The organism is Kordiimonas pumila (assembly GCF_015240255.1).
Taxonomy (GTDB): Bacteria; Pseudomonadota; Alphaproteobacteria; order Sphingomonadales; family Kordiimonadaceae; genus Kordiimonas; species Kordiimonas pumila.
Genome location: NZ_CP061205.1, coordinates 3,844,046 through 3,868,275 on the forward strand (window position 1 = coordinate 3,844,046; position 24,230 = coordinate 3,868,275).

General features: G+C 45.4%; 26 protein-coding genes and 3 pseudogenes. 11 read left to right on the top strand and 18 right to left on the bottom strand.

Annotated elements, in window-relative coordinates; all coding sequences use genetic code 11:
- Positions 1 to 157: 157 nt before the first annotated feature.
- Positions 158 to 2,380, bottom strand: coding sequence for a catalase/peroxidase HPI (gene katG, locus ICL80_RS17080; protein WP_194213931.1), 2,223 nt, complete (start codon positions 2,378 to 2,380; stop codon positions 158 to 160).
- A 508-nt stretch (positions 2,381 to 2,888) separates the two neighbouring features.
- Here katG and ICL80_RS17085 point away from each other — a divergent pair.
- A pseudogene (locus ICL80_RS17085) lies at positions 2,889 to 3,209 on the top strand (transposase domain-containing protein); the annotation flags it as partial.
- Between the two features lie 497 nt (positions 3,210 to 3,706).
- Here ICL80_RS17085 and ICL80_RS17090 read toward each other — a convergent pair.
- The 7 genes from ICL80_RS17090 to ICL80_RS17120 all read right to left on the bottom strand — a co-directional run bounded on the left by ICL80_RS17090 (position 3,707) and on the right by ICL80_RS17120 (position 10,129).
- Complete coding sequence (locus ICL80_RS17090; RefSeq protein ID WP_194213933.1) at positions 3,707 to 4,726, bottom strand: IS481 family transposase; 1,020 nt, start codon at positions 4,724 to 4,726, stop codon at positions 3,707 to 3,709.
- Between the two features lie 469 nt (positions 4,727 to 5,195).
- Entirely contained in the window at positions 5,196 to 6,320 is a 1,125-nt protein-coding gene (locus tag ICL80_RS17095; RefSeq protein WP_265588786.1) for an MFS transporter, read from the bottom strand.
- Between the two features lie 110 nt (positions 6,321 to 6,430).
- On the bottom strand, positions 6,431 to 7,105 hold the full coding sequence (locus ICL80_RS17100) for an alpha/beta fold hydrolase (RefSeq protein ID WP_194213935.1): 675 nt from the start codon (positions 7,103 to 7,105) through the stop codon (positions 6,431 to 6,433).
- Positions 7,106 to 7,123: 18 nt separating this feature from the next.
- Positions 7,124 to 7,753: an MSMEG_1061 family FMN-dependent PPOX-type flavoprotein gene (locus ICL80_RS17105; protein WP_194213936.1), complete on the bottom strand. Its 630-nt coding sequence runs from the start codon at positions 7,751 to 7,753 to the stop codon at positions 7,124 to 7,126.
- A gap of 67 nt (positions 7,754 to 7,820) precedes the next feature.
- A complete protein-coding gene (locus ICL80_RS17110; protein ID WP_194213937.1) occupies positions 7,821 to 8,840 on the bottom strand; it encodes an aromatic ring-hydroxylating oxygenase subunit alpha in 1,020 nt (339 codons plus the stop codon).
- 39 nt (positions 8,841 to 8,879) lie between these two features.
- Entirely contained in the window at positions 8,880 to 9,281 is a 402-nt protein-coding gene (locus ICL80_RS17115) for a RidA family protein (RefSeq protein ID WP_194213938.1), read from the bottom strand.
- Between the two features lie 116 nt (positions 9,282 to 9,397).
- Positions 9,398 to 10,129: a FadR/GntR family transcriptional regulator gene (locus tag ICL80_RS17120; RefSeq protein ID WP_194213939.1), complete on the bottom strand. Its 732-nt coding sequence runs from the start codon at positions 10,127 to 10,129 to the stop codon at positions 9,398 to 9,400.
- Positions 10,130 to 10,467: 338 nt separating this feature from the next.
- Here ICL80_RS17120 and ICL80_RS17125 point away from each other — a divergent pair, with 338 nt between their 5' ends.
- The 3 genes from ICL80_RS17125 to ICL80_RS17135 all read left to right on the top strand — a co-directional run bounded on the left by ICL80_RS17125 (position 10,468) and on the right by ICL80_RS17135 (position 14,145).
- Entirely contained in the window at positions 10,468 to 12,591 is a 2,124-nt protein-coding gene (locus ICL80_RS17125; RefSeq protein WP_194213940.1) for a TonB-dependent receptor, read from the top strand.
- 91 nt (positions 12,592 to 12,682) lie between these two features.
- A complete protein-coding gene (locus ICL80_RS17130; protein ID WP_194213941.1) occupies positions 12,683 to 13,708 on the top strand; it encodes an MBL fold metallo-hydrolase in 1,026 nt (341 codons plus the stop codon).
- A gap of 44 nt (positions 13,709 to 13,752) precedes the next feature.
- The gene (locus ICL80_RS17135; protein ID WP_194213942.1) at positions 13,753 to 14,145 is read left to right on the top strand and encodes a hypothetical protein; all 393 of its coding nucleotides are present in this window, start codon (positions 13,753 to 13,755) and stop codon (positions 14,143 to 14,145) included.
- Here ICL80_RS17135 and ICL80_RS17140 read toward each other — a convergent pair.
- On the bottom strand, positions 14,142 to 14,774 hold the full coding sequence (locus tag ICL80_RS17140; protein WP_194213943.1) for a cation transporter: 633 nt from the start codon (positions 14,772 to 14,774) through the stop codon (positions 14,142 to 14,144). The genes ICL80_RS17135 and ICL80_RS17140 overlap by 4 nt on opposite strands.
- A gap of 79 nt (positions 14,775 to 14,853) precedes the next feature.
- Between ICL80_RS17140 and ICL80_RS17145 the strand changes: the two genes are divergently transcribed.
- Both ICL80_RS17145 and ICL80_RS17155 read left to right on the top strand, forming a co-directional pair.
- Entirely contained in the window at positions 14,854 to 15,297 is a 444-nt protein-coding gene (locus ICL80_RS17145; protein WP_194213944.1) for a MerR family transcriptional regulator, read from the top strand.
- Between the two features lie 466 nt (positions 15,298 to 15,763).
- Positions 15,764 to 16,072, top strand: a pseudogene (locus ICL80_RS17155) (helix-turn-helix domain-containing protein); the annotation flags it as partial.
- Positions 16,073 to 16,182: 110 nt separating this feature from the next.
- Here ICL80_RS17155 and ICL80_RS18150 read toward each other — a convergent pair.
- The 6 genes and pseudogenes from ICL80_RS18150 to ICL80_RS17190 all read right to left on the bottom strand — a co-directional run.
- Positions 16,183 to 16,808 (bottom strand): annotated as a pseudogene (locus ICL80_RS18150) (transposase); the annotation flags it as partial.
- A gap of 30 nt (positions 16,809 to 16,838) precedes the next feature.
- On the bottom strand, positions 16,839 to 17,183 hold the full coding sequence (locus ICL80_RS17170; protein ID WP_194213948.1) for a hypothetical protein: 345 nt from the start codon (positions 17,181 to 17,183) through the stop codon (positions 16,839 to 16,841).
- Complete coding sequence (locus ICL80_RS17175; protein WP_228073645.1) at positions 17,168 to 18,091, bottom strand: HesA/MoeB/ThiF family protein; 924 nt, start codon at positions 18,089 to 18,091, stop codon at positions 17,168 to 17,170. The genes ICL80_RS17170 and ICL80_RS17175 overlap by 16 nt, the downstream gene beginning before the upstream one ends.
- On the bottom strand, positions 18,088 to 18,594 hold the full coding sequence (locus tag ICL80_RS17180) for a hypothetical protein (RefSeq protein WP_194213949.1): 507 nt from the start codon (positions 18,592 to 18,594) through the stop codon (positions 18,088 to 18,090). The genes ICL80_RS17175 and ICL80_RS17180 overlap by 4 nt, the downstream gene beginning before the upstream one ends.
- Positions 18,594 to 18,920 (bottom strand): hypothetical protein, encoded by a 327-nt coding sequence (locus ICL80_RS17185; RefSeq protein WP_194213950.1) that lies wholly within the window; start codon positions 18,918 to 18,920, stop codon positions 18,594 to 18,596. Before ICL80_RS17185 ends, ICL80_RS17180 begins: the two co-directional genes overlap by 1 nt.
- Positions 18,917 to 19,627, bottom strand: a complete 711-nt coding sequence (locus tag ICL80_RS17190) for a multiubiquitin domain-containing protein (RefSeq protein ID WP_194213951.1) — start codon at positions 19,625 to 19,627, stop codon at positions 18,917 to 18,919. Before ICL80_RS17190 ends, ICL80_RS17185 begins: the two co-directional genes overlap by 4 nt.
- Positions 19,628 to 19,844: 217 nt before the next feature.
- Between ICL80_RS17190 and ICL80_RS17195 the strand changes: the two genes are divergently transcribed.
- The 3 genes from ICL80_RS17195 to ICL80_RS17205 are packed head-to-tail and all read left to right on the top strand — an operon-like array spanning position 19,845 to position 22,176.
- Positions 19,845 to 20,171, top strand: a complete 327-nt coding sequence (locus ICL80_RS17195) for a helix-turn-helix domain-containing protein (protein WP_228073647.1) — start codon at positions 19,845 to 19,847, stop codon at positions 20,169 to 20,171.
- 14 nt (positions 20,172 to 20,185) lie between these two features.
- Positions 20,186 to 20,740 (top strand): ImmA/IrrE family metallo-endopeptidase, encoded by a 555-nt coding sequence (locus ICL80_RS17200; protein ID WP_194213953.1) that lies wholly within the window; start codon positions 20,186 to 20,188, stop codon positions 20,738 to 20,740.
- Between the two features lie 29 nt (positions 20,741 to 20,769).
- Positions 20,770 to 22,176, top strand: coding sequence for an exonuclease domain-containing protein (locus ICL80_RS17205; protein ID WP_194213954.1), 1,407 nt, complete (start codon positions 20,770 to 20,772; stop codon positions 22,174 to 22,176).
- Positions 22,177 to 22,349: 173 nt separating this feature from the next.
- On the opposite strand, the gene ICL80_RS17210 is transcribed toward ICL80_RS17205, so the two are convergent.
- Complete coding sequence (locus ICL80_RS17210; protein ID WP_194213955.1) at positions 22,350 to 22,556, bottom strand: hypothetical protein; 207 nt, start codon at positions 22,554 to 22,556, stop codon at positions 22,350 to 22,352.
- Positions 22,557 to 22,890: 334 nt separating this feature from the next.
- Here ICL80_RS17210 and ICL80_RS17215 point away from each other — a divergent pair, with 334 nt between their 5' ends.
- Positions 22,891 to 23,100 (top strand): hypothetical protein, encoded by a 210-nt coding sequence (locus ICL80_RS17215; RefSeq protein WP_194213956.1) that lies wholly within the window; start codon positions 22,891 to 22,893, stop codon positions 23,098 to 23,100.
- Positions 23,097 to 23,477: a DUF2958 domain-containing protein gene (locus ICL80_RS17220; RefSeq protein WP_194213957.1), complete on the top strand. Its 381-nt coding sequence runs from the start codon at positions 23,097 to 23,099 to the stop codon at positions 23,475 to 23,477. Before ICL80_RS17215 ends, ICL80_RS17220 begins: the two co-directional genes overlap by 4 nt.
- Positions 23,478 to 23,502: 25 nt before the next feature.
- On the opposite strand, the gene vapC is transcribed toward ICL80_RS17220, so the two are convergent.
- Positions 23,503 to 23,931: a type II toxin-antitoxin system VapC family toxin gene (vapC, locus tag ICL80_RS17225; protein ID WP_194213958.1), complete on the bottom strand. Its 429-nt coding sequence runs from the start codon at positions 23,929 to 23,931 to the stop codon at positions 23,503 to 23,505.
- The gene (locus ICL80_RS17230; protein WP_194213959.1) at positions 23,928 to 24,122 is read right to left on the bottom strand and encodes a type II toxin-antitoxin system VapB family antitoxin; all 195 of its coding nucleotides are present in this window, start codon (positions 24,120 to 24,122) and stop codon (positions 23,928 to 23,930) included. The genes vapC and ICL80_RS17230 overlap by 4 nt, the downstream gene beginning before the upstream one ends.
- Between the last annotated feature and the right edge of the window lie 108 nt (positions 24,123 to 24,230).

The window sequence follows — 24,230 nt, forward strand, 5'->3', positions numbered from 1 at the left end:
ACCTATAGCCAATAATTACTTGAATATTCAAGCAATATATGCGGAACTTTTATATATATCAGCCTGTTATACAAGAAGCGGCAACATATGAGTCTATGTCACCGCTTCTCTTATTTTCGTTGCAGGGTAAAGGTTACCCTATACCCCTTAAATAACTTTAGAGATCAAACCGATCCAAGGTCATCACTTTGGTCCATGCAGCAACAAAATCTTGTACAAATGCTTCTTTCGCATCGGATGTCGCGTACACTTCAGAAATGGCCCGTAGTTCTGAATTAGAACCAAAAACCAGGTCCACAGGAGTGGCTGTCCACTTCAAAGCACCAGTCCCTCGGTCATGCCCTTCATATACACCCTCTGTTGCAGGTGCTTTCTGCCACTGCGTCGACATATCCAAAAGGTTTGTAAAAAAGTCGTTGCTCAACGTACCCGGCCTATCCGTGAAAACGCCGTGCTTGGCTTGACCTGTATTTGCACCAAGGACACGCATACCACCTACAAGAACAGTCATTTCCGGAACAGACAAATTCAGTGTAGCTGCCTTTTCAATAAGCATTTCCGCTGGTGACCGTGTGTTCCCAGTGTCAAAATAATTCCGGAAACCATCTGCTGTTGGTTCAAGAACCTCAAAAGCGCTTACGTCTGTTTGCTCTTCTGTCGCATCTGTACGACCAGGCTGGAACGAAACTTTAATATCATGACCAGCTTTCTTGGCGGCCTGCTCTATCGCTGCTACACCACCCAGCACAATAATATCAGCAAGTGATACTTTTTTGCCGCCAATTTGTGCACGGTTGAAATCCTTCTGAATCCCTTCCAGCACAGCCAACACTTTAGATAATTCAGCCGGATTATTGGCTTCCCAATCTTTCTGAGGTGCTAAACGAATGCGAGCGCCGTTTGCCCCACCTCGCATATCTGTACCCCGGAAACTGGATGCTGCTGCCCAAGCAGTTCGAACGAGTTCAGGCACAGTCAAGCCAGAGGCAAGAATTTTTGCTTTGAGTGCGCCAATGTCCTTGGTGTTAACCAGTTTATAATCAACAGCTGGAACAGGGTCTTGCCAAAGAAATTCTTCTTTTGGCGCTAAAGAACCGAGATAACGAGAGCGAGGCCCCATATCACGGTGTGTTAGTTTGAACCATGCTTTTGCAAAGGCATATTCAAATTCTTCCGGATTTTCGAGAAAACGCTCCGAAATTACCTTGTAAGCTGGATCAAATTTTAGCGCCAAATCAGTTGTGAACATAATGGGTGCATGTCTTTTTGTCTCATCATATGCATCAGGCACAAGTTCTGATGCATTTTCATCTGAAGGTACCCACTGAATAGCTCCCGCTGGACTCTCTGTTTGCACCCAATCAAACATGTACAGATTTTGAAGATAGTTATGGGTCCACTCAGCTGGGCTTACAGTCCATGCACCCTCTAGTCCACTCGTGATTGTATCTGCCCCTTTACCGCTTTTATACCTGTTTTTCCAACCAAGACCTTGTTCTTCAAGGCCAGCAGCCTCAGGTTCGCGATCAACATGCTTGGCGGCACTGGCTGCACCATGTGCTTTACCAAATGTATGACCTCCAGCAATAAGTGCGACAGTTTCTTCATCATTCATAGCCATACGGCCAAAGGTCTCACGAATGTCCTTGGCAGCTAACAGCGGATCAGGATTACCATTAGGCCCCTCCGGATTCACATAAATCAGCCCCATGCGGGTCGCGGCAAGTGGCCCTTTAAGTTTTCTGTCCCCAGTATGGCGTGCACTACCAAGCCACTGCCCTTCAGGCCCCCAGTAAACCTCCTCAGGCTTCCATTCATCTACACGCCCCCCGGCAAAGCCCAGCGTTTTAAAGCCCATCGACTCCATCGCTACAGTACCAGCCAAAACCATCAGGTCACCCCATGATAGTTTATGACCGTACTTTTGTTTTATAGGCCACAGCAACTGTCGCGCCTTATCCAGATTTGCATTATCTGGCCAGCTGTTAAGCGGTGCAAAACGCTGCATGCCACCATCTGAGCCACCTCGGCCATCTATCACACGGTACGTACCGGCACTGTGCCAAGCCATTCGGATGAAAAAAGGCCCATAATTACCGTAATCGGCCGGCCACCAATCCTGAGAGGTTGTTAACAGTGCCTCAATATCCTGCTTAACAGCCTTAAGATCAAGGCTCTCAAACTCTTTGGCATAGTCAAAATTTGCCCCCATAGGGTTTGATACTGGCGAGTTCTGACGAAGCGGCGTCAAATCCAGCCTGTTTGGCCACCAAAATTCATTCGTAATCTGTTTGTCGTCGGCAACAACAGCCCCCGCTGGTGCGACCGAAGATAGTCCAACTGCCATAATGGCGATCGCGGACAATGTATGCTTCAGCATCAAGAGTTCCTCCTATGATTTAGAATTAGTCCTGATACGATACTATTTTAAGGTTGTGAAATTGGATGTTTCGGTTTCATAAATCACCTAAATCGATTTATAAAACCCGCCTTTATCGAAAACACCCTCGTGACACTAGGATATAGCTGTCCTGTTTTACCGCATATTGGCACTGTAAGCCAAAACACTTCGCCACATGCGACCTGCCCAATCAACAATGTCATGATCATTTACAACCAAAGACACTGAGCGAGAAAATATAGATTTAATAATAGGAAGGGAAGTAAGTGGTGCACCGGGAAGGATTCGTATAAATAAATATAATATAATATAAACAATTAGTTATAAAAAATATAATACCATTTATGTCCCAATATGTGTACCATTTGTGTCCCATATTAAACTCGAAACAGCAGGAGGAAACATTGAAGTTTTTTTGACTTTTGAGGCCACCAAAAAGAATGGCCTCGAGTAAACGCCCGGTGATACCCACCTTCTCAAGGTCTACATCCGCCATGCCATCACCAGATTGATTCGGCTGGCGGTTTATCTCACTGACGGCAGATTATCACTTGAGAATAACCCGGCGGAGCGTTGCGTGCGTCCTATCGCGCTTGGACGAAAAAACTTCCTGTTCTATGGTTCAGACAAAGGCGGGGAACGCGCCGCTGCCGCTTATACACTTCTGGAAACGGCCAAACTCAATGGCATTAACCCCCAAGCATACCTGACGTGGGTGTTCGATACCATTGCAGAGCACCCGATAAACCGGATCAATGAGCTGTTACCCTGGAACTTCAGCGAAAATGAGCTGAAAAAAGCCGCTTAAGGGAAATCTCCGGACGCTAACTGTCCAGCCAGACACCATGCCTGCTTTGATGAGATACCTTTACGTGAAGACGAAGCGCTTGGGTACGTGGGGATCACCGGGCGTTAACGGCCTCGATAAGAAGTCTATAGAAAAAGAAACAATATATTCCACGGTTTCGCTACCATTTAACTAGAAAACAATAATTCTCAAGGTTACTAAAGACAATGCTACCAAAACTAACAAGGAAACTGGCGGTATGGTGGCGCAAACTCACCCATCAAGCGAATGAAAATGATCCACAGTAAAATACGAACCATTCAACCAGCTAGCCATCTTATAAAACCAATATACGCGGGAGAGGGATTATATCCTGGTTATTCACAGTAACCCACGGGAGTCATCCTAAACATCTTACCTCTGTCTATCATTTTTATTGCAAATGCCCTGCCATCGTCAGTTTGTAATAGTTCAGACTTGATCTGACAGTTACCGACTTTGAGTTGGTCATTGTCAGGTTAGGTTTGGCTTAGCGCTTTTTCCAACCATTTTTGTTTATCATCAAGGAGCGTCTGCATTGGGGTTCGTCCATTGCACATTTTACCCTGATGGGTGCGTTCAGTGTTATAGTAATTTATCCAATCATCCAAGTCCTCCTGTAGTTGTTGGATTGTTTCATAGAGCTTTTTGCGGAATGTGATCCGGTAGAACTCATCAAGGATGGTTCTGTGGAACCTTTCATAGATGCCGTTTGTCTGGGGTGATTTGACCTTGGTTTTGGTATGGTCAATCTGGTTCACAGCCAAATAGAGCTGATAATCATGGGTCTCGGGTCTGCCACAATACTCAGTGCCCCGATCAGTGAGGATACGCAGAACAGGCAGGTCATTGTCCTCCATGAAGGGTAGCACCTTGTCATTCAACAGATCAGCCGCTGTGATTGGTGTTTTGGTGCTGTAGAGCTTGGCATGAGCCACCTTGGAATATGTATCCACATAGGTTTGCTGGTAAATGCGACCCACCCCTTTCATGGTGCCAACATAGAAAATGTCCTGTGATCCCAGATACCCTGGGTGGTGTGTCTCAATCTCACCAGATACTTCATCGTCCAGCTTCTTGCGTTCTAGCGCCTGGACCTGTGCTTCGGCCACTTTGGCTTCAAGGGCTTTCAATCGGCCTTTGAAGTTGGCAAGGCCATGACGCAGCCAGACAGAGCGTACACCGCTGGGGCTGATAAAGACGCCTTGCTTCCTGAGTTCATTGCCGACCCGTACCTGACCGTGGGCTGGGTAGTCTACAGCATAACAAACGACAGTTTGTTCTGTTGCATCATCAACCCTGTTCTTCAGATTGGGAACACGCCTGTTCTTGTCCAACAGCGCGTCCACACCGCCATCCTCGGCAGCTTCCTTATAGCGGTAGAATGTATCTCGGCTCACGCCCATGACTTTGCAGGCCCGTGATACATTGCCCAGTTCTTCTGCCAGATTGAGAAGTCCAAGCTTGTGTTTAACGATACGATCATTAGAATTTAACATGTGAGTTACCTCATGATTTTGTTGTTTGCTTCGCAACCAACATCAAAATCGGTAACTCACATCCATGCAATCCATTTCAATTGCAAAATGTACGATCTCAGCTGAACTTATTTACATTATTAAACCTGATACGATCTAAAACTCCCTGTTTGGGAGCCTTGAACCACAAAACAGTCAAAAAAGGCAAGACTTTGAATTGAGGTCACACCCTAATGATTGAATGGGGTTTTAGGAAGATGTTTCTGGCGCCAGCTATATGTATGGTAAAGGGAAATTCGGCTCATTATTATCTTGTGAAGTGAGCCTATGAGCAACAACCTTTGGCATTTTAGAAAGATCATACCCCTAAAAGATATACTGCACCGCTACTTGATATGAAAAAATCATTCATATCGCTCCCGGCTATAAATGATTTTCAAAACGATAAAGATCCAAACCCTTTTATGAATAGACGAAAACCGTATGAGTGCTACATTTTACTGCGGTAAGCCATACCAATAACTGTTGTACAAGCAATGAGGCTAAAACATATACCAATATAAAATGTTACGGCGGATCCGTGCTGATCCCACATATACCCAGCAAGGATATTCGCTATTAGAAAGGCGATTCCCTGTGAAAAATTAAAGAAACCAAAGGCCGTTCCTCGTATATCCTCAGGCGCGCTATCCGCCACCATTTTAGCAAGTAATCCTTGTGTCACACCCATATGCACACCCCACAGCATAACCCCCACCATAAAGACAAACCAAACATCAGCAGATGCGAGTATGCTATGTGCAAGTGCTAGGATAGTAAGCCCAAAAGCCAACAGCATAGAGCCTGAAAACCGATCCGATAGACTGCCAAAAGGATAGGATGCCATTGCGTACATCAAATTCATAATTACCATCACCAAAGGCACTAACGCTGGTGAGACACCTGTTTCCACAGCACGTAAAACTAGGAAAGCTTCACTAAACCGCGACAACGCAAAAAGACTACTCACCAATATCACGGTATAAAACGGTGCGCCCAATCGCTTGATATTCTTTTTGGTAAGAGGGTTGGTCCTGACACTTTTTTTCTGAGACTTCGGCTCTTTCACCCCGACCACCAGTAAAAGAACAGCAAGTACACCCGGGATAGTCGCACACCAGAAAACAGCACGGTAATCATTTGCCCATAAGAACATCAGGGCAATAGCAATAAGCGGCCCTATAAAGGCACCAAATGCATCAATTGCCTGTCTCAAACCATATGCTGCACCCCGCATAGTAGCAGGCGCAATATCCGCCACTAGAGCGTCGCGCGGTGCACTACGCAGCCCTTTGCCTACCCTGTCCAAAATTCTAGCTGAAAGTATCTCTAGAGCTGAACCAGACACAGCAAAGAAAGGCTTACTGAATGCTCCTAAGGCATAGCCAAAAACGGCAAGGAGTTTTCTCTTGCCCGTATAATCACTAATAACGCCAGAAAAAACCTTTAATCCCAAAGCTACAGCATGCGCCAAACCATCAATAAGCCCCACGCCCAATGCGCTAACACCCAACGAGGACACAAGAAACAGAGGTAGCAAGCTTTGGACCATACCAGATGAAATATCCATAAACATGCTAACGAACCCTAGCGCCCAAATACCAGCAGGTAGTTGGGCGCTTTTACGCGGTGATTTATGCTTATTAATAGCTCTACACATACACAAAAATAACGTTAAAATGAGATTTATATAATACTCAACAGTTTCTCAATCACGGCATCCGCATGCGTTAAAATAGCCATGTGCGGCACATCAATCTCTGCCGTATTCCAACCTATTGTTTCGGCATGATCAAGTGTTGCGGCAAAGAATGGGAACTGGTTGAAACGAATATAGTATTTATCCCTCATCGTACTACAGCCATAAAGTGCTACTTCGGCAAAGCCTTTCACTGGCATAGGACACATTTCAGCCTTCAACCAGTCTTGCTCTGCCCCTTCAGACAGGCCAAGCATATCTGCAGGCAGCACCTGAATAAAGTCCGGCTGCTCTGCTGTAATCAATGATGAAAATATCTCCTCCGCCTCAGGATAACTTTCAAAAATAGATTTACCTGCTTCTGCAATAAACCCATCAAGAACAACGAGCTTCTTCTCTGCTCCCTTACACCTTGCAGCAACTTCTGAGGCTACAACAGCACCATAGCTGTGACCAATGAACACAAGACTGTCAGCGCCAGAAGCTTCAACAGCTTCCCACACTTGATGCACATGCGCCTGAAGTCCTGCTGCCGCTGTCATCTCCAGGCTAGGTGCCAACACTGGAAATCCGTTACGCGACAAGGCAGATACAATTTTATGCCAGCTGTATCCACCAAGCCAAGCACCATGTATCAAAACAACCAGAGGCTTCTGTGCCATATCTTTCGTACCTATCAATTAGTATAATTCTTCCTTAAGGCCGTGTTGATAAAGACCTTCAAGTTGTTCTGGTGAATATTCAGCAATATCTGTTAGGTCTTTCAGTACTTTACCTACCATTGGGAAAGCTGAAGAATCTGTCCAGCCTTCAGGTTTCCATAGGCCAGAGCGCCGGAATGCCTTACCGCAGTGGAAATAAGCCTCATTCACCGTCACTTTAATGGCAGCCTTTGGTTCCTTATTGTGCTCAACAAGCTTTTTCAGAACGTCTGGGTCCTGTGTCACACTTGCGGGACCGTTAATACGGAAAAAAACATCTTGCTTCGGTACAAGAAATAAAATGCCACACCGGCCCGTGCGAATAATATTGGTGATACTCTCTAACTTGTTATTACCGGGCCAATCCCCGATTGCCACAGTCTTTCGATCCAACACTTTAACAAAGCCTGGCTCCCCACCACGCGGGGAAGCGTCCAGCCCATCTTCTGTTTCAGAAGCAAGGGCAACGATGGGACAATAACGGATAAAATCAATCATATGATCGTGCAGAAAATCCAGCTTTGACTTTGTCACTAAAGGGCTGGGTTCGCCGTATATAGTTCTCAGCTTTTCAAGGCTATCGATTGCATAAGGGTCGGTGGTTGTCATAGGTATTCCTGTTCGTACATAAAATAGAGAGAAACCTCGCCTGACCACACAGACGAGGCTTTTTCTTTTAACTTAAGAAGTCTGCCGCTGGGTTTGCCCGAGGGAACTTACGCATTTTCTCAAAAAACTTACCAAGAGTTGCGTCAGCTTTTGTCAAGGCACCAACCTTAAACTTAATAGATGCCGCGATGTCAGCATCTTCTGATGCGATAGCAATCTCATGGTTACGCGCATCTTCTATGAATGCCCGCACATCATCTTCATCACCGCTCGCCTTTTCAGCCGCAAAAACCGAAAAAAGACTTGTGGTAGATGGTGCAGGAAGGCCCATCGCTGTTAAAAAGCCAAACCAGCGACCATCGAGTGTCCCTGTCTGGAAAAATATGGAACTGCCAACTAGGCCCGCGCGAATATTCATTTCCCGCCCCTGGGCAATCCCATGCAGATCATAGAACATGGTATAGTCAGTCCATTCAACATCCGAGGCAGGGTTAGGGCCGATCAGCTCAAACTTATGCAGCAATATGACATGCTGAATATCAGGTGTCTGGGCACAAATAATCCATGGATCAATAGGCATATGCACCGGAAACGGCTGGGTATCAACCACCAAATCACTCTCTGGCATTGGCCAGTCAGGAATATCGAAAAGCGGTTCATCACCATTAAAAGCCCAAATCAAACCATGCTTTTCACAGACAGGGAAAGAATAAATCCCCGCATTTCGAGGCGGCACATCACCCACACCTGTTTTAATGCATGCACCCGTTCCGCCATCAAATTCCCAGAAATGGTAGGGACACTGAACCCCATTATCTTTTACACAACCAAGTGATAAATCTGACCCCAAATGGGCACAGTAAGCAGTCGTTACACGGGCAATACCATCACCCCCCCGAAAGACAATCACTTTGCCACCCAAAAAAGGGTATCCTTTAACAGCTCCGGTCTCAATTTCTGAAGACATGCAGATGGGAAACCAAGACTGAGTATAAAGCCCATTATCCCCTTCAAAAGGAACTTGAGGTCCGAGAATGCGTTTTTTGATGCGCTGATGTGAAGTATTTACAGGGTTTTCATATGGCATAGTAGTATCTCTTCATTATTTTATTAATTGTTTTGGCTATTATTTTGTGTCGGCAATAGCGACCATTTCGATTTCGATCATTAGATCAGGGTGAAAAAGCTGTGTTACCTCAACACCTGTCGCCGCCGGAAAAGGGCCATCTCCATAGAAGCTTTTACGAATGGCCATGCAATCAACAAGCTTTGACATGTCGGTCGCATACATAACTTCCTTAACAACGCTCGATGCTGTCATCTCATGATGCTCAAGCGTTTCTTTAAGTTTTTCGTAAACTGTGGTGAGCTGTGCCCCGAAATCACCAACGTGCATTGGTACAAAATCTGGATCAAGGGCAGCGGAGCCTGCAATATAAAGTGTGTCACCAACCTTTACTGCCTGACTATAGCCTAGCTGTTTTTGCGTAGGCTCCCATTCATTAAAATAATCTTTTCGTTTGATCATCTATTCATCCATTTGCTTTATTTGTCTGGCAGTCTGACAGGTTTATGGGTTTTGTCAATGAATTTCCAATAACTACAAAACTATCAAATTAATGATTAAGTGCAGTGAACAGCTGATCAGGAGGTAGTCTGTTCGCGTTCTTTCATTTTCAACCAAGCACTTACTTCACGCTGATCACGACGCACTACTACAAGAGCCGCATGGGCATCCTGCACCTCAATCGCGCTTAATAAATCATCATGCACAGCCGAAATACTTGACAACATATGCTCAGAAGCAACTGACCCAGGCATAGCGATAACAGACTTGGCGGCTTGCTCTATAACGTCTCGATGACTTTCATAAAGCGACACCGCAAAGTTGCAACCTGCTGCTTTTAAAATAGAAATATGAAAATCTGTGTCTTGTATAACAGTTTCATCCATGTTGCCTGCAATGAATGATGCTTTAGTTTTAGATAGCATACTCTTCATGGACGACAATTGATCTTCTGTTCTATATAAAGCCGCCTTTTCAGCAGCTTCCGCTTCAATATTGTACCTAAACTCGTAGATCTCTTTGATAAGATCCAGATTCATAGTATCTGACGTAATTAAATCAGGAGCTTTTGTTTTTACAACAAAGCTACCTTTACCGGCCCATGTTTCAACCAGCCCCAAATGAGACAAAACCCTTAGAGCTTCACGAATTGTTGACCGACTAACGCCGTATTGCTTGGCTAGGCTGGTTTCTGATGGCAGCTTGTCGCCTGCTTGTAACTCATCATTTTCCAAAGCTTTTTGCAGGATCTGTAAAACTTGATCAACAAGATAATTTGGCTGAACTCGGCGCTGGATTGAGTGTTCCATATTTACATTAATCCCATGATACGTGCATTCAAGTACATCATTCTGTTTTCATTAATAGCCAGATCACTCTGTCGCTATGGTCTGACAACCAGACTTAATTTTAAGGTGAATACCAAATAGTCGGCTAATAACAAACTCCTATTTTATGAATTAAAGTTCAAGGCTTCGTATGGAAGCACCAGAAAAGCTTACAGTTATATATTAAAGCCAGTTTACACAGTCGCTAGATGAGATATTTTTTTGTTGCACTCATGATAATCGCATGCCAAGCTGTCTGACAGCCTTACATGTTGGGCATAAATTAAATAAGAAAGCTTTGGGTAAACAAGGAGGAAACAATGAAATACAAGCGGGCCTTTACTTTTTTCCAGTCATCGAGCGCTATTGCCTTTGCCGCATTAGCCATAAACGATGCTTCATTTGCACAGTCAACCGACACCAATGCCGCGATTGCCTTTGAAGAAATTGTGGTAACAGCAAGACGCAGAGACGAGAGCCTACAAGATGTGCCAATCGCGATAACCGTATTTACCGAAGAGTCGATACAAAAACGCGGCATAGAAGGGTTGGATGACTTTGCCAAATTGGCCCCCAACGTCACCTTCACCAATGCCCTAAACCTTGGCACAAACTATCTTACAATTCGGGGGCAAACGCAGTCACAGTATGCACCACCGCCCGCGGCTATCGTTGTTGACGGCGTTCTAACCATCTCACCCCTGCAGTTCAATGTTGATGAATTTGACCTGCAACAGATTGAGGTTCTAAAAGGCCCGCAAGGTGCGATTTACGGACGAAATGCTATCGCCGGTGTGATTAACCTGACATCCCGTAAACCCGATGACGAATTTAAAGGTCGTGTGTTGGTAGGTTATGGGCGCGGCGAAGAATATAAAGCGAAGGCATCCATCAGTGGCCCACTTATTGCTGACAAACTTTTTGCGTCTGTCGGTGCGTCTTATTCGGACCGTCGGGGGCAGATATATAATATCGGAGCAGATAATTACGTAGATCATTTTGAAGATTTCACAGGTCGCACACGTATTATTGCCAAGCCATCCGAGGCGCTTGAAATCGATATCAAATACACATACTCGGACACAAAAGGGACTGACCCAGCTTACATTACAAGCTCAACTGGCGATTCAACACAAGTTGATGATCCCATTAATGTTGACCATGTTGGCTCTAACCCGCGCACGCTGCACGACCTATCCGGCAAGATTGACTGGGATACTGAGGCCGGGACCCTGACGGCCATTTTAGCGTATGTGAATATTGAAGAGGGCCTTTCAGCAGACTTTGACTTTTCCCCAGCTGATCTTTTCCGTGCAGAACAGATACGGAAACATGACGGGTTTTCACAGGAACTTCGCTTCACTTCAAATCAGGACAGTGCACTGCGCTGGCTTGTTGGCGGTTATCATGTGAAAAATAGCGGTGTGCTAGGCACTGACCTATATATTGAGCCGTTTCTGTTTGGGATAACCCCCACCCCTGTTGGCACGACGTTCTTGTTTCAGTCCACGGTTGATGAAAACAACTATGAAAACTATGCCGGGTTTGGTCAGCTTGAATATGACATTACTGACAAATTAGAACTTGCCGTTGCGCTGCGCTACGATGAAGACAGCAATAACCAAAACGGTACACTCAATGCCAAATTTACCAAATGGCAGCCTAAAGCAACCCTGACGTATAAGTCTGATGCAGGCTTTACAGTATATAGTTCAGTAGGCCAAGGCTTCCGTGCAGGTGACTTTAATTCGAGCACGGCAACTTTTGGTGAAAGCATTATTGAGGCTGAAACAGCAACAACTTATGAAATTGGATTCAAGGGCCAACTGCTTGAAAATAGGATTCTTACGAGTGCAGCTGTGTTTTACACTGATCTCAAGAACGGCCAGTTTAAACTGTTTGATGCTGGTTCTGCGGGGAACGTAGGCATCAATATTGATAAAACAGAAATCAAGGGCTTTGAAATTGAAACCGCCTTTCTGATTACACAAGAGCTGAAACTCAATGCTGGTTTTGGCTATACCGATGCGAAAATCAAAAACTTCGTACCACCATCAGGCTATGCAGGCAGTGCTGCCGACTATATTGGGAACACCCCGCCACTCGTGCCTGATTATTCTCTCAGCATTGGGCTGAGTTATGAAAGGCCCATTACAGATAATCTCGCAATTTTTCTGACGTCTGACTATAGCCGTATTGATAGCTGGTATTGGGACCCCGAAAATGATTACATCCGGGAACCGGTTAATTATCTTGATATCCGTGTAGGCCTGCAAAACATAGAGGCAACTTGGTCAGTAACAGCGTGGGTTAAAAACGCCCTGAACGACCGGACAACGCCGGATTATCAGTCCATTACCACTACGGGGCACCCGCTGGGTATTGATGCCTACTATCCTGCTATTGGCGCCACTTATGGCATTCAGGCAACATTTAACTTCTAAGTTTGATATGTTCGTGTGCTGTGGAATTCGCTCTACAGCACACTCTAATTCTACTCTCTTCCACAATGCTATCTAATATAAGGGTGTTGGTTTGTATAAATCACGTACAGTTTTGAGCACAAAGTGGCTTGCAACAAGGTTAATGAAATCAGCCATTTTCATAGGAAGCGCCCTAGCAGCCTCCACGTCCATAGCTGCGTATACGGATGCCGACAAAACAGACATAGACATTATCTTGCTTGGTACAAGTGGTGGACCTGTCGCACATCCGGTTAGGTCACAACCCGCAAATATGCTACGTGTAGGTAACAGCGTCTATATTGTAGATACAGGCGATAATATATCACAGCAACTAAGCCGTGCGTCTGTTGCCCTACCATCCCTTGATGCAGTTTTTATCAGCCATATGCATTTTGATCATACTCTAGGCCTTGGGCCTTTAATGGCCTTTTCATGGGTAAAAGGGCGTGATGTGCCTTTACCTATTTACGGGCCAAACGGCACAAAAGAGCTTGTACGCCGGAACGCCGACATACTCGACATCGGCGGGCATATTTTCAAACACCAGTTACCACCAAGAAAAGATATTTCGTCATACTTCGTCGCGCATGATATCGCCGAAGACAAGCCTGTTGTCATCTACACTGACAGTAAAACAAGGGTCAGTGCGGTTTCCAATTCCCATTATTCAACCATAACACTGACCGAGCAGGACTATGGCTTTGATAACGCCCTGTCATACCGGTTTGATGTGGGTGACACCTGTGTTGTTTTCACTGGTGATACGGGCCCATCAAGGGCACTAGATGCCCTTACAAAAGACTGCGACATACTGGTATCTGAAATTGCAGACCCAGACAGCATCACAGCAGCTATCAAAAAACAGTTCAAAGATGTTCAGTCTAAGGTGCTAAAAGGCCATATTGAAGATGAGCACATGACTGCTGCAGAGGTAGGAAAACTAGCTGAACGGTCCGGGATTCAAAAGGTCATTTTAACCCACTTTGGCATTGGCCCGACCTTTTCACCTGAAACCTTCATTGGGCAAATTCGTGCCTATTATCCTGAGGGCGATATCATCCTTGGAAACGACCTTGATACGATCAAAGTACAATAGTCCACCCCTCATCGCATGGTTTTTCTGCACCTAGGCTTTCCAGATTGAATACCTCCATTCTTAATACTGCTGACTTCCCAATTGTGTGGTTTACAGCCACAGCTGTTAGCCCCGGCTTTGCAGAGCAATGGATTGTTGAAATGGACAAGCTGCTTGCACAGCAAAAGCCATTTGTGATGATAGTTTCAGAACCCCCGAAAGAAGATACCAGCAAGCAGGATAAAAAAGCTCTCGCCCTGTGGTTCAAGAAAAACAAGATTGTTTTTTCAGGAACATGCACAGGCGTGGTTGGCATTATCCCCTCGCCGATTAAACGCAAACTCATGCAACTTCAAACAAAGGCCTTTGAAAAGGCCTTTGGGATCAAGCTAATAATAATCGCACGTAGCAATGATGCCACCCGTGCAGCGCATGCCATGCTAACACATGCAAATTAGTGCTGATGCGCTTCATGGTCTTGCTGCAACTCCAAGCGGGCCTGCCGAATGATTAATATGGCAGATTGGCAAAATAGAACAGACATACCGCCCGCCACAATCAAGTCAGGCCACATGCTCTCAGTCACCCAAATGCCAGATGCCGCCAACATGACCGCCACATTACCAATCGCGTCGTTCCGGCTGCACAGCCAAACAGAGCGCACGTTGGCATCGCCGTCCTTAAAGCGCATCAATAGAAGCGCACAAAAAACATTTGCCGCAAAAGCCGTGAAGCCAATCGCGCCCATTGTTACAGGTTCAGGAACAGCATCACCAAGCATGCGGTACACAGTACTGCCCAGCACCCATGCAGCAATAGCAAGCAGCGAGATGCCCTTAAAAAGCCCGGCTTTTGCCCTGACGGCAAGCGACATTCCAATAACAACAAGGGAAATTGTGTATGTGGTGCTGTCTGCTAGGAAATCGAGCGAATCTGCAAGTAGCGCCATAGAACCAGACGCGAGCCCCCCTGTTACTTCCACCAAAAACATAACAAAGTTAACAGCAATCACCACCAGCAACACACGTTTGTATGCTTGTGAGGCGCCATCAAACTTCACATCACCCCCGCAGCATCCATGAGACATTGTTTTTTACCTTTCTTTATGAGTGTTCATGAATACAGGCATACATGCTATAGTAACTGTAGGAGCAAGAGGAAAAATCATGCTTGAAAAATTTATGATCGGCGACCTAGCAAAGCAGACAGACTGCAAGGTGCAAACTATTCGTTATTATGAAGATATTGGCTTGATGCCTTTGGCGCAGCGCGCAGAAAACGGCAGACGCGTCTACAACAACCTAGATATGGAACGTCTAAATTTTATCAGACACAGCCGCGATATGGGCTTCAGCCTTGATGATATCCGAAACATTCTAGCCTTGGCAGACCAGCCAGATCAACCTTGCGAAAAAGTAGATAAAATTGCGCGAGACCACCTAAAGCAAGTAGAGCGCAAAATAGCATCGTTGACGACCTTACGCTCAGAACTTGTCCGCATCCTTAATGAATGTGAAGGCGGTACCGTTTTACAGTGTAATGTGGTTCATGTACTTGCTGACCACAGCCTGTGTGAAGATCATGGAAAAGTCTCTGAACCTACCACATAGGTATACTTTATTACCAACTTTCCTTGCAGAAAACACAGGGATCATCAAACTGCTTATGAGAGTGTCATATCCATTATTTTCTTGATCAAACCCACTCTCTGTCTTCAAAACGATAAACAAAGCCCCAGCCTCAAATAAAGCGGGGGCTTTGTTTATTTTAATTAAACTTATATGTAAGCGTTAGACCATATGTCCGTGGCATGCCAGCATAACGCACATACATGTCACGGCCATAATTCACGCTAGACCAATAGTTCTTATCAAAAAGGTTTTTTACCCACAAAGAGGCAACCCAACCTTTATCCAATTCAGTAAGTGAAACAGACCCATTCACCAAGGTATAAGACTTAAGTAAATAAGTTCAGCTGAGATCGTACATTTTGCAATTGAAATGGATTGCATGGATGTGAGTTACCGATTTTGATGTTGGTTGCGAAGCAAACAACAAAATCATGAGGTAACTCACATGTTAAATTCTAATGATCGTATCGTTAAACACAAGCTTGGACTTCTCAATCTGGCAGAAGAACTGGGCAATGTATCACGGGCCTGCAAAGTCATGGGCGTGAGCCGAGATACATTCTACCGCTATAAGGAAGCTACCGAGGATGGCGGTGTGGACGCGCTGTTGGACAAGAACAGGCGTGTTCCCAATCTGAAGAACAGGGTTGATGATGCAACAGAACAAACTGTCGTTTGTTATGCTGTAGACTACCCAGCCCACGGTCAGGTACGGGTCAGCAATGAACTCAGGAAGCAAGGCGTCTTTATCAGCCCCAATATGGCGCTCGGCGGCATCACGCCGAAACAGAAACTTGCCATGGGCATGCCCGTGGCAGCTTAAAGCTTCTACTTTTGAAGCCCCCTAAATATGGGGGTATTACCCAGCGACCAGCGCTCGTTCACCCGTGAGGGCACAGCGATTGGCGCACGGGTGCCTATGGCCCGCTTCCTGCCGCCACGCTTGCGAACTGACAGGCCTTCTTCCTTGTATAGCCGTCTGACCTTCTTGTGGTTGATATGGATCCCTTCACGCGCCATCAGGATATGCAGGCGCCTGTAACCAAAGCGCTTGCGTTCAGCCGACAGTGCTCTCAGACGCTCGCGGATATGTTCATCCCGAGGCCTGCGGCTCTGATATCTGATCAGGGACCGGTCAATATCCAGAACCCTGCACGCCCGCCGTTCACTCACCTCATGGACAGAGCTGAGATGAGCGACCGCGTCTCGCTTCCCGGCAGGCGTTACCACTTTTTTGATGCGATGTCTTTGAGCATCGAAATATCAAGATGGGCGTCCGCCAACAATGACTTCAGGCGCTGGTTCTCATCCTCAAGCGCTTTCAGGCGTTTGGCATCCGATACTTCCATGCCACCGTACTTTGCCTTCCATTTATAAAAGGTACTTTCTCCGATACCGTGCTGACGGCACACCGATGCCGTCGGCTGACCCGCTTCCTGTTCCTTCAGGATGCGGATTATCTGTTCTTCCGTGAAACGGCTCTTTCTCATCAGTCTGTCTCCTTACGACAGACTCTACTTCTAATTGGATGAATTTAAAGGGCTCAGGTCATATGAGAAATTACGCTCTGCACTAACCTGTAACTCCTCTAATCTTTTACCACCTTTCAGTCCTACTAAGTTTATTCCTACCTGAAATACAGGCAAAGATGCCTGACGCTGTATTTCTACTATTTGAGAATCGAGCTCGGACTGCCACAGAGCAAGCTTCTGTTGTTCTTCCGAAATCTTTAGTTGCTGCTCTTGAAGGCTGGCGGCTTGAAAAGCGAAATATGTTGAGAATACCGTACATGGTAGAATTAAAGGCTGAACATAAAACATCAGACGTTTTAGCAAGCGTCTTACTTTTCTCATTTGAACTTCCATATGCCTAAAACCCAATTCTTAACTGTTGCAAGAGCTCGAGCGTAAACTCTCAATGATTCAAGAGTAGCGTCATGTTGCTCGGTTGTATTCTTGCGGAGTGATCGAATATCAAAAAAAGGATCTCCTGCTTCATTGTCAGGAAAGTGGGCACACTTTTTGTTAGCTAACACCCGAAGTTTTCGACTTGGCACCAATGTGTTGTGGTTACCATCATACTCTAAGCACGAGTGAGGTTGACCATCCGATGACCAGGGCGTCAACATGTGAATCACCATTCCAATGGTCGCAGAGGCTAATATGCCATTAGGCCAAATGACTTGAGGTTGCCCACCAGCATCCCCATAGTTAGCAGCTTCTGCCTCTAGTAGTTTGTCAGTTACAATCCCAAGACACCTAAGACACGGGCCACCATAGACTGACCTCACGACTTGCCCCGCTATAAGATACCTGTCTGTATCTAATTCGTGAACATCCATCCCAATATCGAAATACGGAATATGAAATCGACGACAAAACTGTTCTAACTCTGCTTTAGCAGAAACAGAGTCAAGAGCGCCAATGATGATATCACACTCATACAGTTCATCCGATACTTCCTGCCATTTAGCGTTCAATTGTGTGACAGAAGCGTCTTCACGAAGACTATAGATTAGCCTTGCCGCGATTTGTGTCTTTTGCAGGACGTCTCTAAAATCCTGCCTCGTCGCTCCCACAAGGCGGTTTAAGTTAGAATCTTCTACGATGTCGTAATCGACAATTACATATTTCTTAAATCCAATATGGGCCAACTGCTGAACAATATGCGAGCCCCCTCCACCAAGCCCCACAATACCTATGACCGAACTTGAGAAAATCTTCTTGCTTTTGGCTCCCAGAAAACTTTGGCGATCCTTGTCTTTTGTCATCATGCCACCTCATACTTTTTGAGCACCGACCCAACTTCAACCACTTCACGCACTACTTGTGGGGGAAGCTCTTTGTTGACCCATGCTAGCAAACGAATGGCGTTGTTACTTAAAACCCCGAGCCCGTGCGGTACTTGAGGTAGTAAGTTAAAGAATGACGGCACAAAGTTTTTCCCACTTTTTAAATCGACGCTACTGAAGTTAGGAATTCCCATGCCACCATGAGTGTGTATATGTATCAAGGCAGACTTATCTTTGTATGCGCTCTGCAGTCCCTTACGAATTGCATTGCTACCAATTTGAGCGCCCACACTATGACTTACTTCATAGTCCTCATCTGCCACAGGAAAGTATTCTCTTGCGAACAAATTAATGTTCGCTTCGCTTGTTTGAGCAACCCCAGCAGTTAAAAACCCTACACGTTCGTGCGCAAAAAAATGGGGCCTTTTTAAATCACTTCTGATTTTATCAAACAGTCCTGTAGGAATCTTAAGTCGAATATTCATTATAAGGCCCTTAAGTGGTTTGCCAATATTACAGGCCACGGAAGATTCGCCTGTACACCTCGCCAAGAACATGCCCACCAAGACTTCCCTAAAAGATTAAAGGATTTCCAGTTCTTTGCCTCCCCATCTACTTTTTTTTCCAAGAAAAGCCGCGTCTGATATCCATCGCGAGCATAGGGCCACAAAAGTGCCTGAAGCGATACTGTTTGGCCTGACTGCTTGAGCATTAAATTTGGGATAAAGGCAACTTTTTGGCCGCCTTGCTCCATGAGTTGTACTTCAGGATAGATTTTCCGTAAGGCCGCAAAGTTTTCATCTACACTCATGATGACTGACCTTCTGGAGCATGAGAGAAAAAGACGAGACCATCCTTGGCCTTAATAGTGTCTCCTGGGTTAAGAGGTTCAAACTCGCCATTTGACAGAACTTGTTGCAAGACATAGCCCGCGACTACACCAAAAACCTGAAACAGCTCCTGATACGTATATTTTCGTTTTTCAAGTGTTACAGACTCGTCATTGAAAATCACCTCTACTAGCTTCACTTTGGCTTTGGTAAAAAAGCTTTCCACCCCCCTACCAGTCAAAGTAACCTTTTCCTCAGGCAGAATACTCTTATCAGGGGTATCTTCATTTTCCTGCCAGACATCAAAGTCGTTGTCTTTGAGAGCAAGTTTCCTGATGTCTTTGCCGCTTAATTCAGCATTAGGCCAAGACAGTCGGTATCCATCTACAACAAACCTGTATGTCCGATCGCCTTTTATGACAAAAAACCGATCTTTATTCTCATTTTGCAAGGGCAGCTTCTCATCAAGGCCCACTTCTTCAACTTGACCAGAAGCTAGCTGTCTAAGAACAATGTAGCTTTTTGCAGGTCTTTTCTTTCCTAGCCTAATAATGTCACGACCTGAAACGACCGGGTCAGTAACCTCATAGAAATCCCCCTTGAAGTTTTGATCAAGGATTACCAGCCCAAGGGATTTATCCGCGGCATTAGCCGTACAGCTTCTATCCAACTCACGAACATTACTCATTTTAAACCTTTCTGCCTCCCCGCAGAAGGCATGTATAGCCGGCCTAGCCCTAACCGGAACGTTTGCAAAAGTGACGCTTTTGCGCCCACAATGCAAACATGATTTAACCGAACCTGAGAGTCAAGAACATTTTGCATAATTGTATTTTAAGTGTTTGTGAAAATGACATTGAGTTTGCCCTATTGACATAAATCAGTAGTTTTATATACTTGAATTCATGAGCACAGACTTTCCATATCCAGAAATAGGCACTTTGCTTCGGAATCGCAGAAAAGCGTTGTCGATGACACAGGATATCCTTGCGAACACAGTGGGTATATCCCGAGCATCAATGGCTAACATTGAAGCGGGCAGGCAAAGAATACTGGTGGGACAACTCTATGGATTTGCTAATGCACTTGAAATGGATGTACAGGACTTAATGCCGTCTGTGGATTCTAGAAAAACGAGGGTTGTAAACTCGGATTACGAACTCCCTCTGAATAAGGATATTCCTCAAAGTTACTGGGAAGCGACTAAAAGAGTTATGAGCGGCTCTAAGTAGGGAAAGTTCAAATAATGAAACTTAATAAAAAGCGGGCCATTGAGTCCGCTAAACAGATTCATGCAGAATTTGGAGGGCTCTCCAGAGCCCCAGTCAATGTTGATCGAATAGCTCGTAAGCTTAATATTACTATACGTTACGAGCCAATGGATAATGAGTTATCTGGGATGATTTTCATCAAAGATGGGAAGCCTATCATCGGAATTAACTCCTTACATAATGCAAATAGAAAACGCTTTACGCTCGCACATGAAATTGGGCACTATCGGCTACATAGCGCTTTGGTATCCCAGGAAGTTCATTTAGATACAAACTTTTCTGGAGGTCTATACCGCGATTTAAAGTCTGCTACAGGTGTTGACCCCATAGAAGTTGAAGCAAACGCTTTTGCTGCAGAACTTCTCATGCCCGAGCACCTTATAAAAGAAGAAGTAAGTAAGTGCGATATTGATTTGCTGACGGACCCATTTTTAGATGACGAGGCAGAGAAGTATATCACTGAACTAGCAGACAAATTTAAAGTTAGTAGCCTTGCAATACAGACGCGAATTGTTAATCTAAAAAAATAAGCACCTAAAATGAGACATGGGGGTCTTCGTTGTCGGGTTTTATTTTTTATGATGTTGAAACCACAGGGCTGAATAAGTCCTTTGATCAAATACTACAATTTGCAGCTATTCATACAGATTATAACCTGAATGAACTGGATCGAATTTCAGTTCGATGTAGGTTAATGCCTCATATAGTTCCATCTCCTAAAGCATTGCTAATAAATGGGATCCAGCCTGACCAGTTGTTTGATCAGAGTTTGCCCTCACACTATTCAATGATGAGGGAGATAGTAGAGAAGCTGCAGGAATGGAAGCCTGCAACATTTCTAGGATGGAACTCCATCAGGTTTGATGAGTATTTCCTGAGACAAGCATTCTTCCATACGCTTCATTATCCGTTTTATACCAATACCCACTCAAATAATAGAACTGACGCTTTGATCATTGCGAGAGCGGCTTACTACACAGCACCTGGCTCTCTAAACGTTTATAGGAAACCTAATGGCCAGCCGGACTTTACTTTGGCTAGTGTTGCATCAGCGAATGGGTTTTCAGATTTAGGCATGCATGAAGCAGAGCGTGATGTTGAAGCTACTTTATATATTTGCCGCCATATAAAAGAAAATGCACCTGAGGCCTGGTCTGAAGCATGCCGTTTTTCTCGCAAGGACGAGGCACTTTCTTTTTTAGAACAAAACAACGTAGTTGGACTCTTATCTCACTGGAGCAAAGATGATCATCGCCCTCCAATAGTTATGAAAATTGGTCAAAACAGGCAGTGGGCTAGTCAACAGTATTTATTAGATTTAAGTTATGACCCAGAGATGTTGGCTAATATTTCAGATGAAGAATTACAACAGCTAATTGACGCCCAGAATTCCATTATATTTAAAACTATAATTAATGCTGCGCCGGTATTTTCATACTTAGAAGATATTTCACCTCACATATTAAGAGAGCCCGGCAACATTGAAATATTTGAGGCCAGAGCAGTAGCTATTCGGGGAAATCAACAACTATTAGATAAGATTACAGCTATATTGGAGGCAACATCTTGGAAGCCTGTAAAGTCTGAACACATTGAGCTTCAGCTTAATGATGGCTTTGCCCCATGGTCAGACTGGAATATTGCGGAGCACTTTCATAATACGGATTGGCATAAAAGAGACGAAGTCGCTGCAAGGATGGAAGATAATCGGTTGCGACACCTATCTAAAAGGCTTCAATTTTTTGAAGCACGCGAATTTATGGAAGTGGCAGAGTTAAACTGCATTGGTAACGAATTATATGGCCGTATGTTTGATGCTCCTAATGAAAAACTATGGCGCACAATACCTATGGCTTTAGCAGAAGCTAACCAGTTGGCTTCAGAAAATGGGGAGAGCGTCGTGCTTGCGAACATTACAGCGTTTCTTGAACAGCAAGCCAGCCGGTTCGCATCTTTGATATCTTAAAACGGCGATGTTCCTAAGTCCCTATATTAGAGTAGTAAAACCTTACTCTTTTGAGATTAATTATAAAGCAATTGAAGGCTTTTCAGGAGAAGCCGGCTGTCAAGTACCCAACCAATACAACCTCATTCTCTACACCTACCTACAGGCTATAAAACAGCCCATAAACTATATTCTCATGACAAATAGCTAGGTGCTTTATTTCTCTCGGCACACCCTAAACGCGCATTCAATCGCATGGCTCTTGATCGTCTTTCTTCAAGCTCCTTTTCGAGCCGATCAAAGACAGGCCAGTAAGCATCCCCATACCAACTGATAAGCTGCGCAACATAGTTGAGCGCTTCTTCTATCTCTTTGTCTGTGACGTGTTTGCTCGACCCCATGTTGGGTACCTAGTTTCCTGGAACCATGCCAATCACTTCGAGCATCAGGCATTTAGCCACAAATCGCCCAAGAATTCAATATTTCCGGGCAGTCAAGGCCGTTTACTTTGTATACGCACGGCCTGAGCCTCAGAGTAAGAGGAGTGTTGGTTTTTCGTGATGGTTTGAAAGGAAGAGAGAGGCTTTTCCGGACCATCCACGGAGAACCCAAACATGCATACAGACCAGAAACTCGGTCCATAGTTCCTACGAACAACAACTCTCACTTTAAGGCTGACTGGCCATAGCCTCAGCCATTTCACACATATTTCAATCTCTACTCAAGGAGGCACTTATGTCTGCTCCCTTTTTGCGCAGCCTGAGTGATCAGGAACGCGAATCCCTGCCCGGCGATTGGGAAAACCTCACCGGCATCAAAAACCCTGAACAGCTTATCATCACCCTCGCCTGTGAGTGTGATGAGGCGACCTACAACAGATGGCTTGGTCCAAAACAGATCCACGACCACCGTTTCATCATTGCTTGCACAGGAGACCTGTCATGAAACTCCTCACCAAAGCAATCGCTGAAAAACTTGATAAAAACTGGCCCGATGACAGCGGTGACTGTGTACCGGTTCTAAAAATCTTCAATCCTTGCGGGGCAGCCACATGGCTCATTACCTGCCGGGATCCAGAAAATCCGGATTACCTCTGGGGCCTCTGTGACCTCGGTCTGGGGTTTCCTGAGCTCGGAACGGTTCTCCTCTCCGAGTTGCAATCCGTTAAGTGCCCACCTTTTGGCCTCGGTCTTGAGCGGGATCTGCATTTTACCGCTGAGCATGGCATCAAGGTCTATGCGCAAGCGGCCCGCGCTGAGGGCCGCATCACCTTTAACGCTGAATTATTGGAGGCGGCTGCAACCCAGTGCGCATCAGAATGATACGACACTGATCTGGACGCCTAACTCAAAAGGTGGTGCTCAATACATTTGGGCACCACTCACTCCACAAGGTTTTAAGGCCAAGGCTGTCAACCATCACATCAAAGTCCCTGTCTGAGTGCAGAAGCGTATGGCCATTTTCTATGCAAAAGGTTGCGATCAACACATCAATCGTTTTACGAACTGTGATCCCTTGCTGCCTGAGCCTTCGGTAATTTTCTGCGCTTTTAAGCGCAATCTCTGCTCCAACCATGGGGGCAAATTCAAGCTGACCAAGAGCCGCCCTGGCTTTCCGGAAGTCCCTTTCATGCTTGAACCCCTGTAAAACCTCGGTGATAATCAAGTCGCCTGTCAACAAAGGTTCGGTGCCAAGACATCTATCAAGCAGGTCAGTTTCCCGGCTTTGTTTGCCGCGGAAAAAATCGATCCACACGGAACTATCAACCAAAATCATGCGTCCCGCCGCATGTCCTCAAGCGACCCTTCCCACTGGAGACTGCCCCGTAACTTACGCAAATCCCTTTGCTCACCGAGGCGCACGATCAGCCGCAGCCCTTCTTCAACGGCAGCTTTCTTGGTGGCCGATCCCGCCGCCTTCATGGCGGCTTCCATCAATGTGTCATCAATCTCAATATTGGTACGCATGGTTTTTCCAATGTGTATAAGGTTTAAACAATATACACATAAATCCTTTCCAAGACAAGCCGTATGGGTGGAACACCGCAAACTTTGCAGGGTTCCTTGTAGAACCGT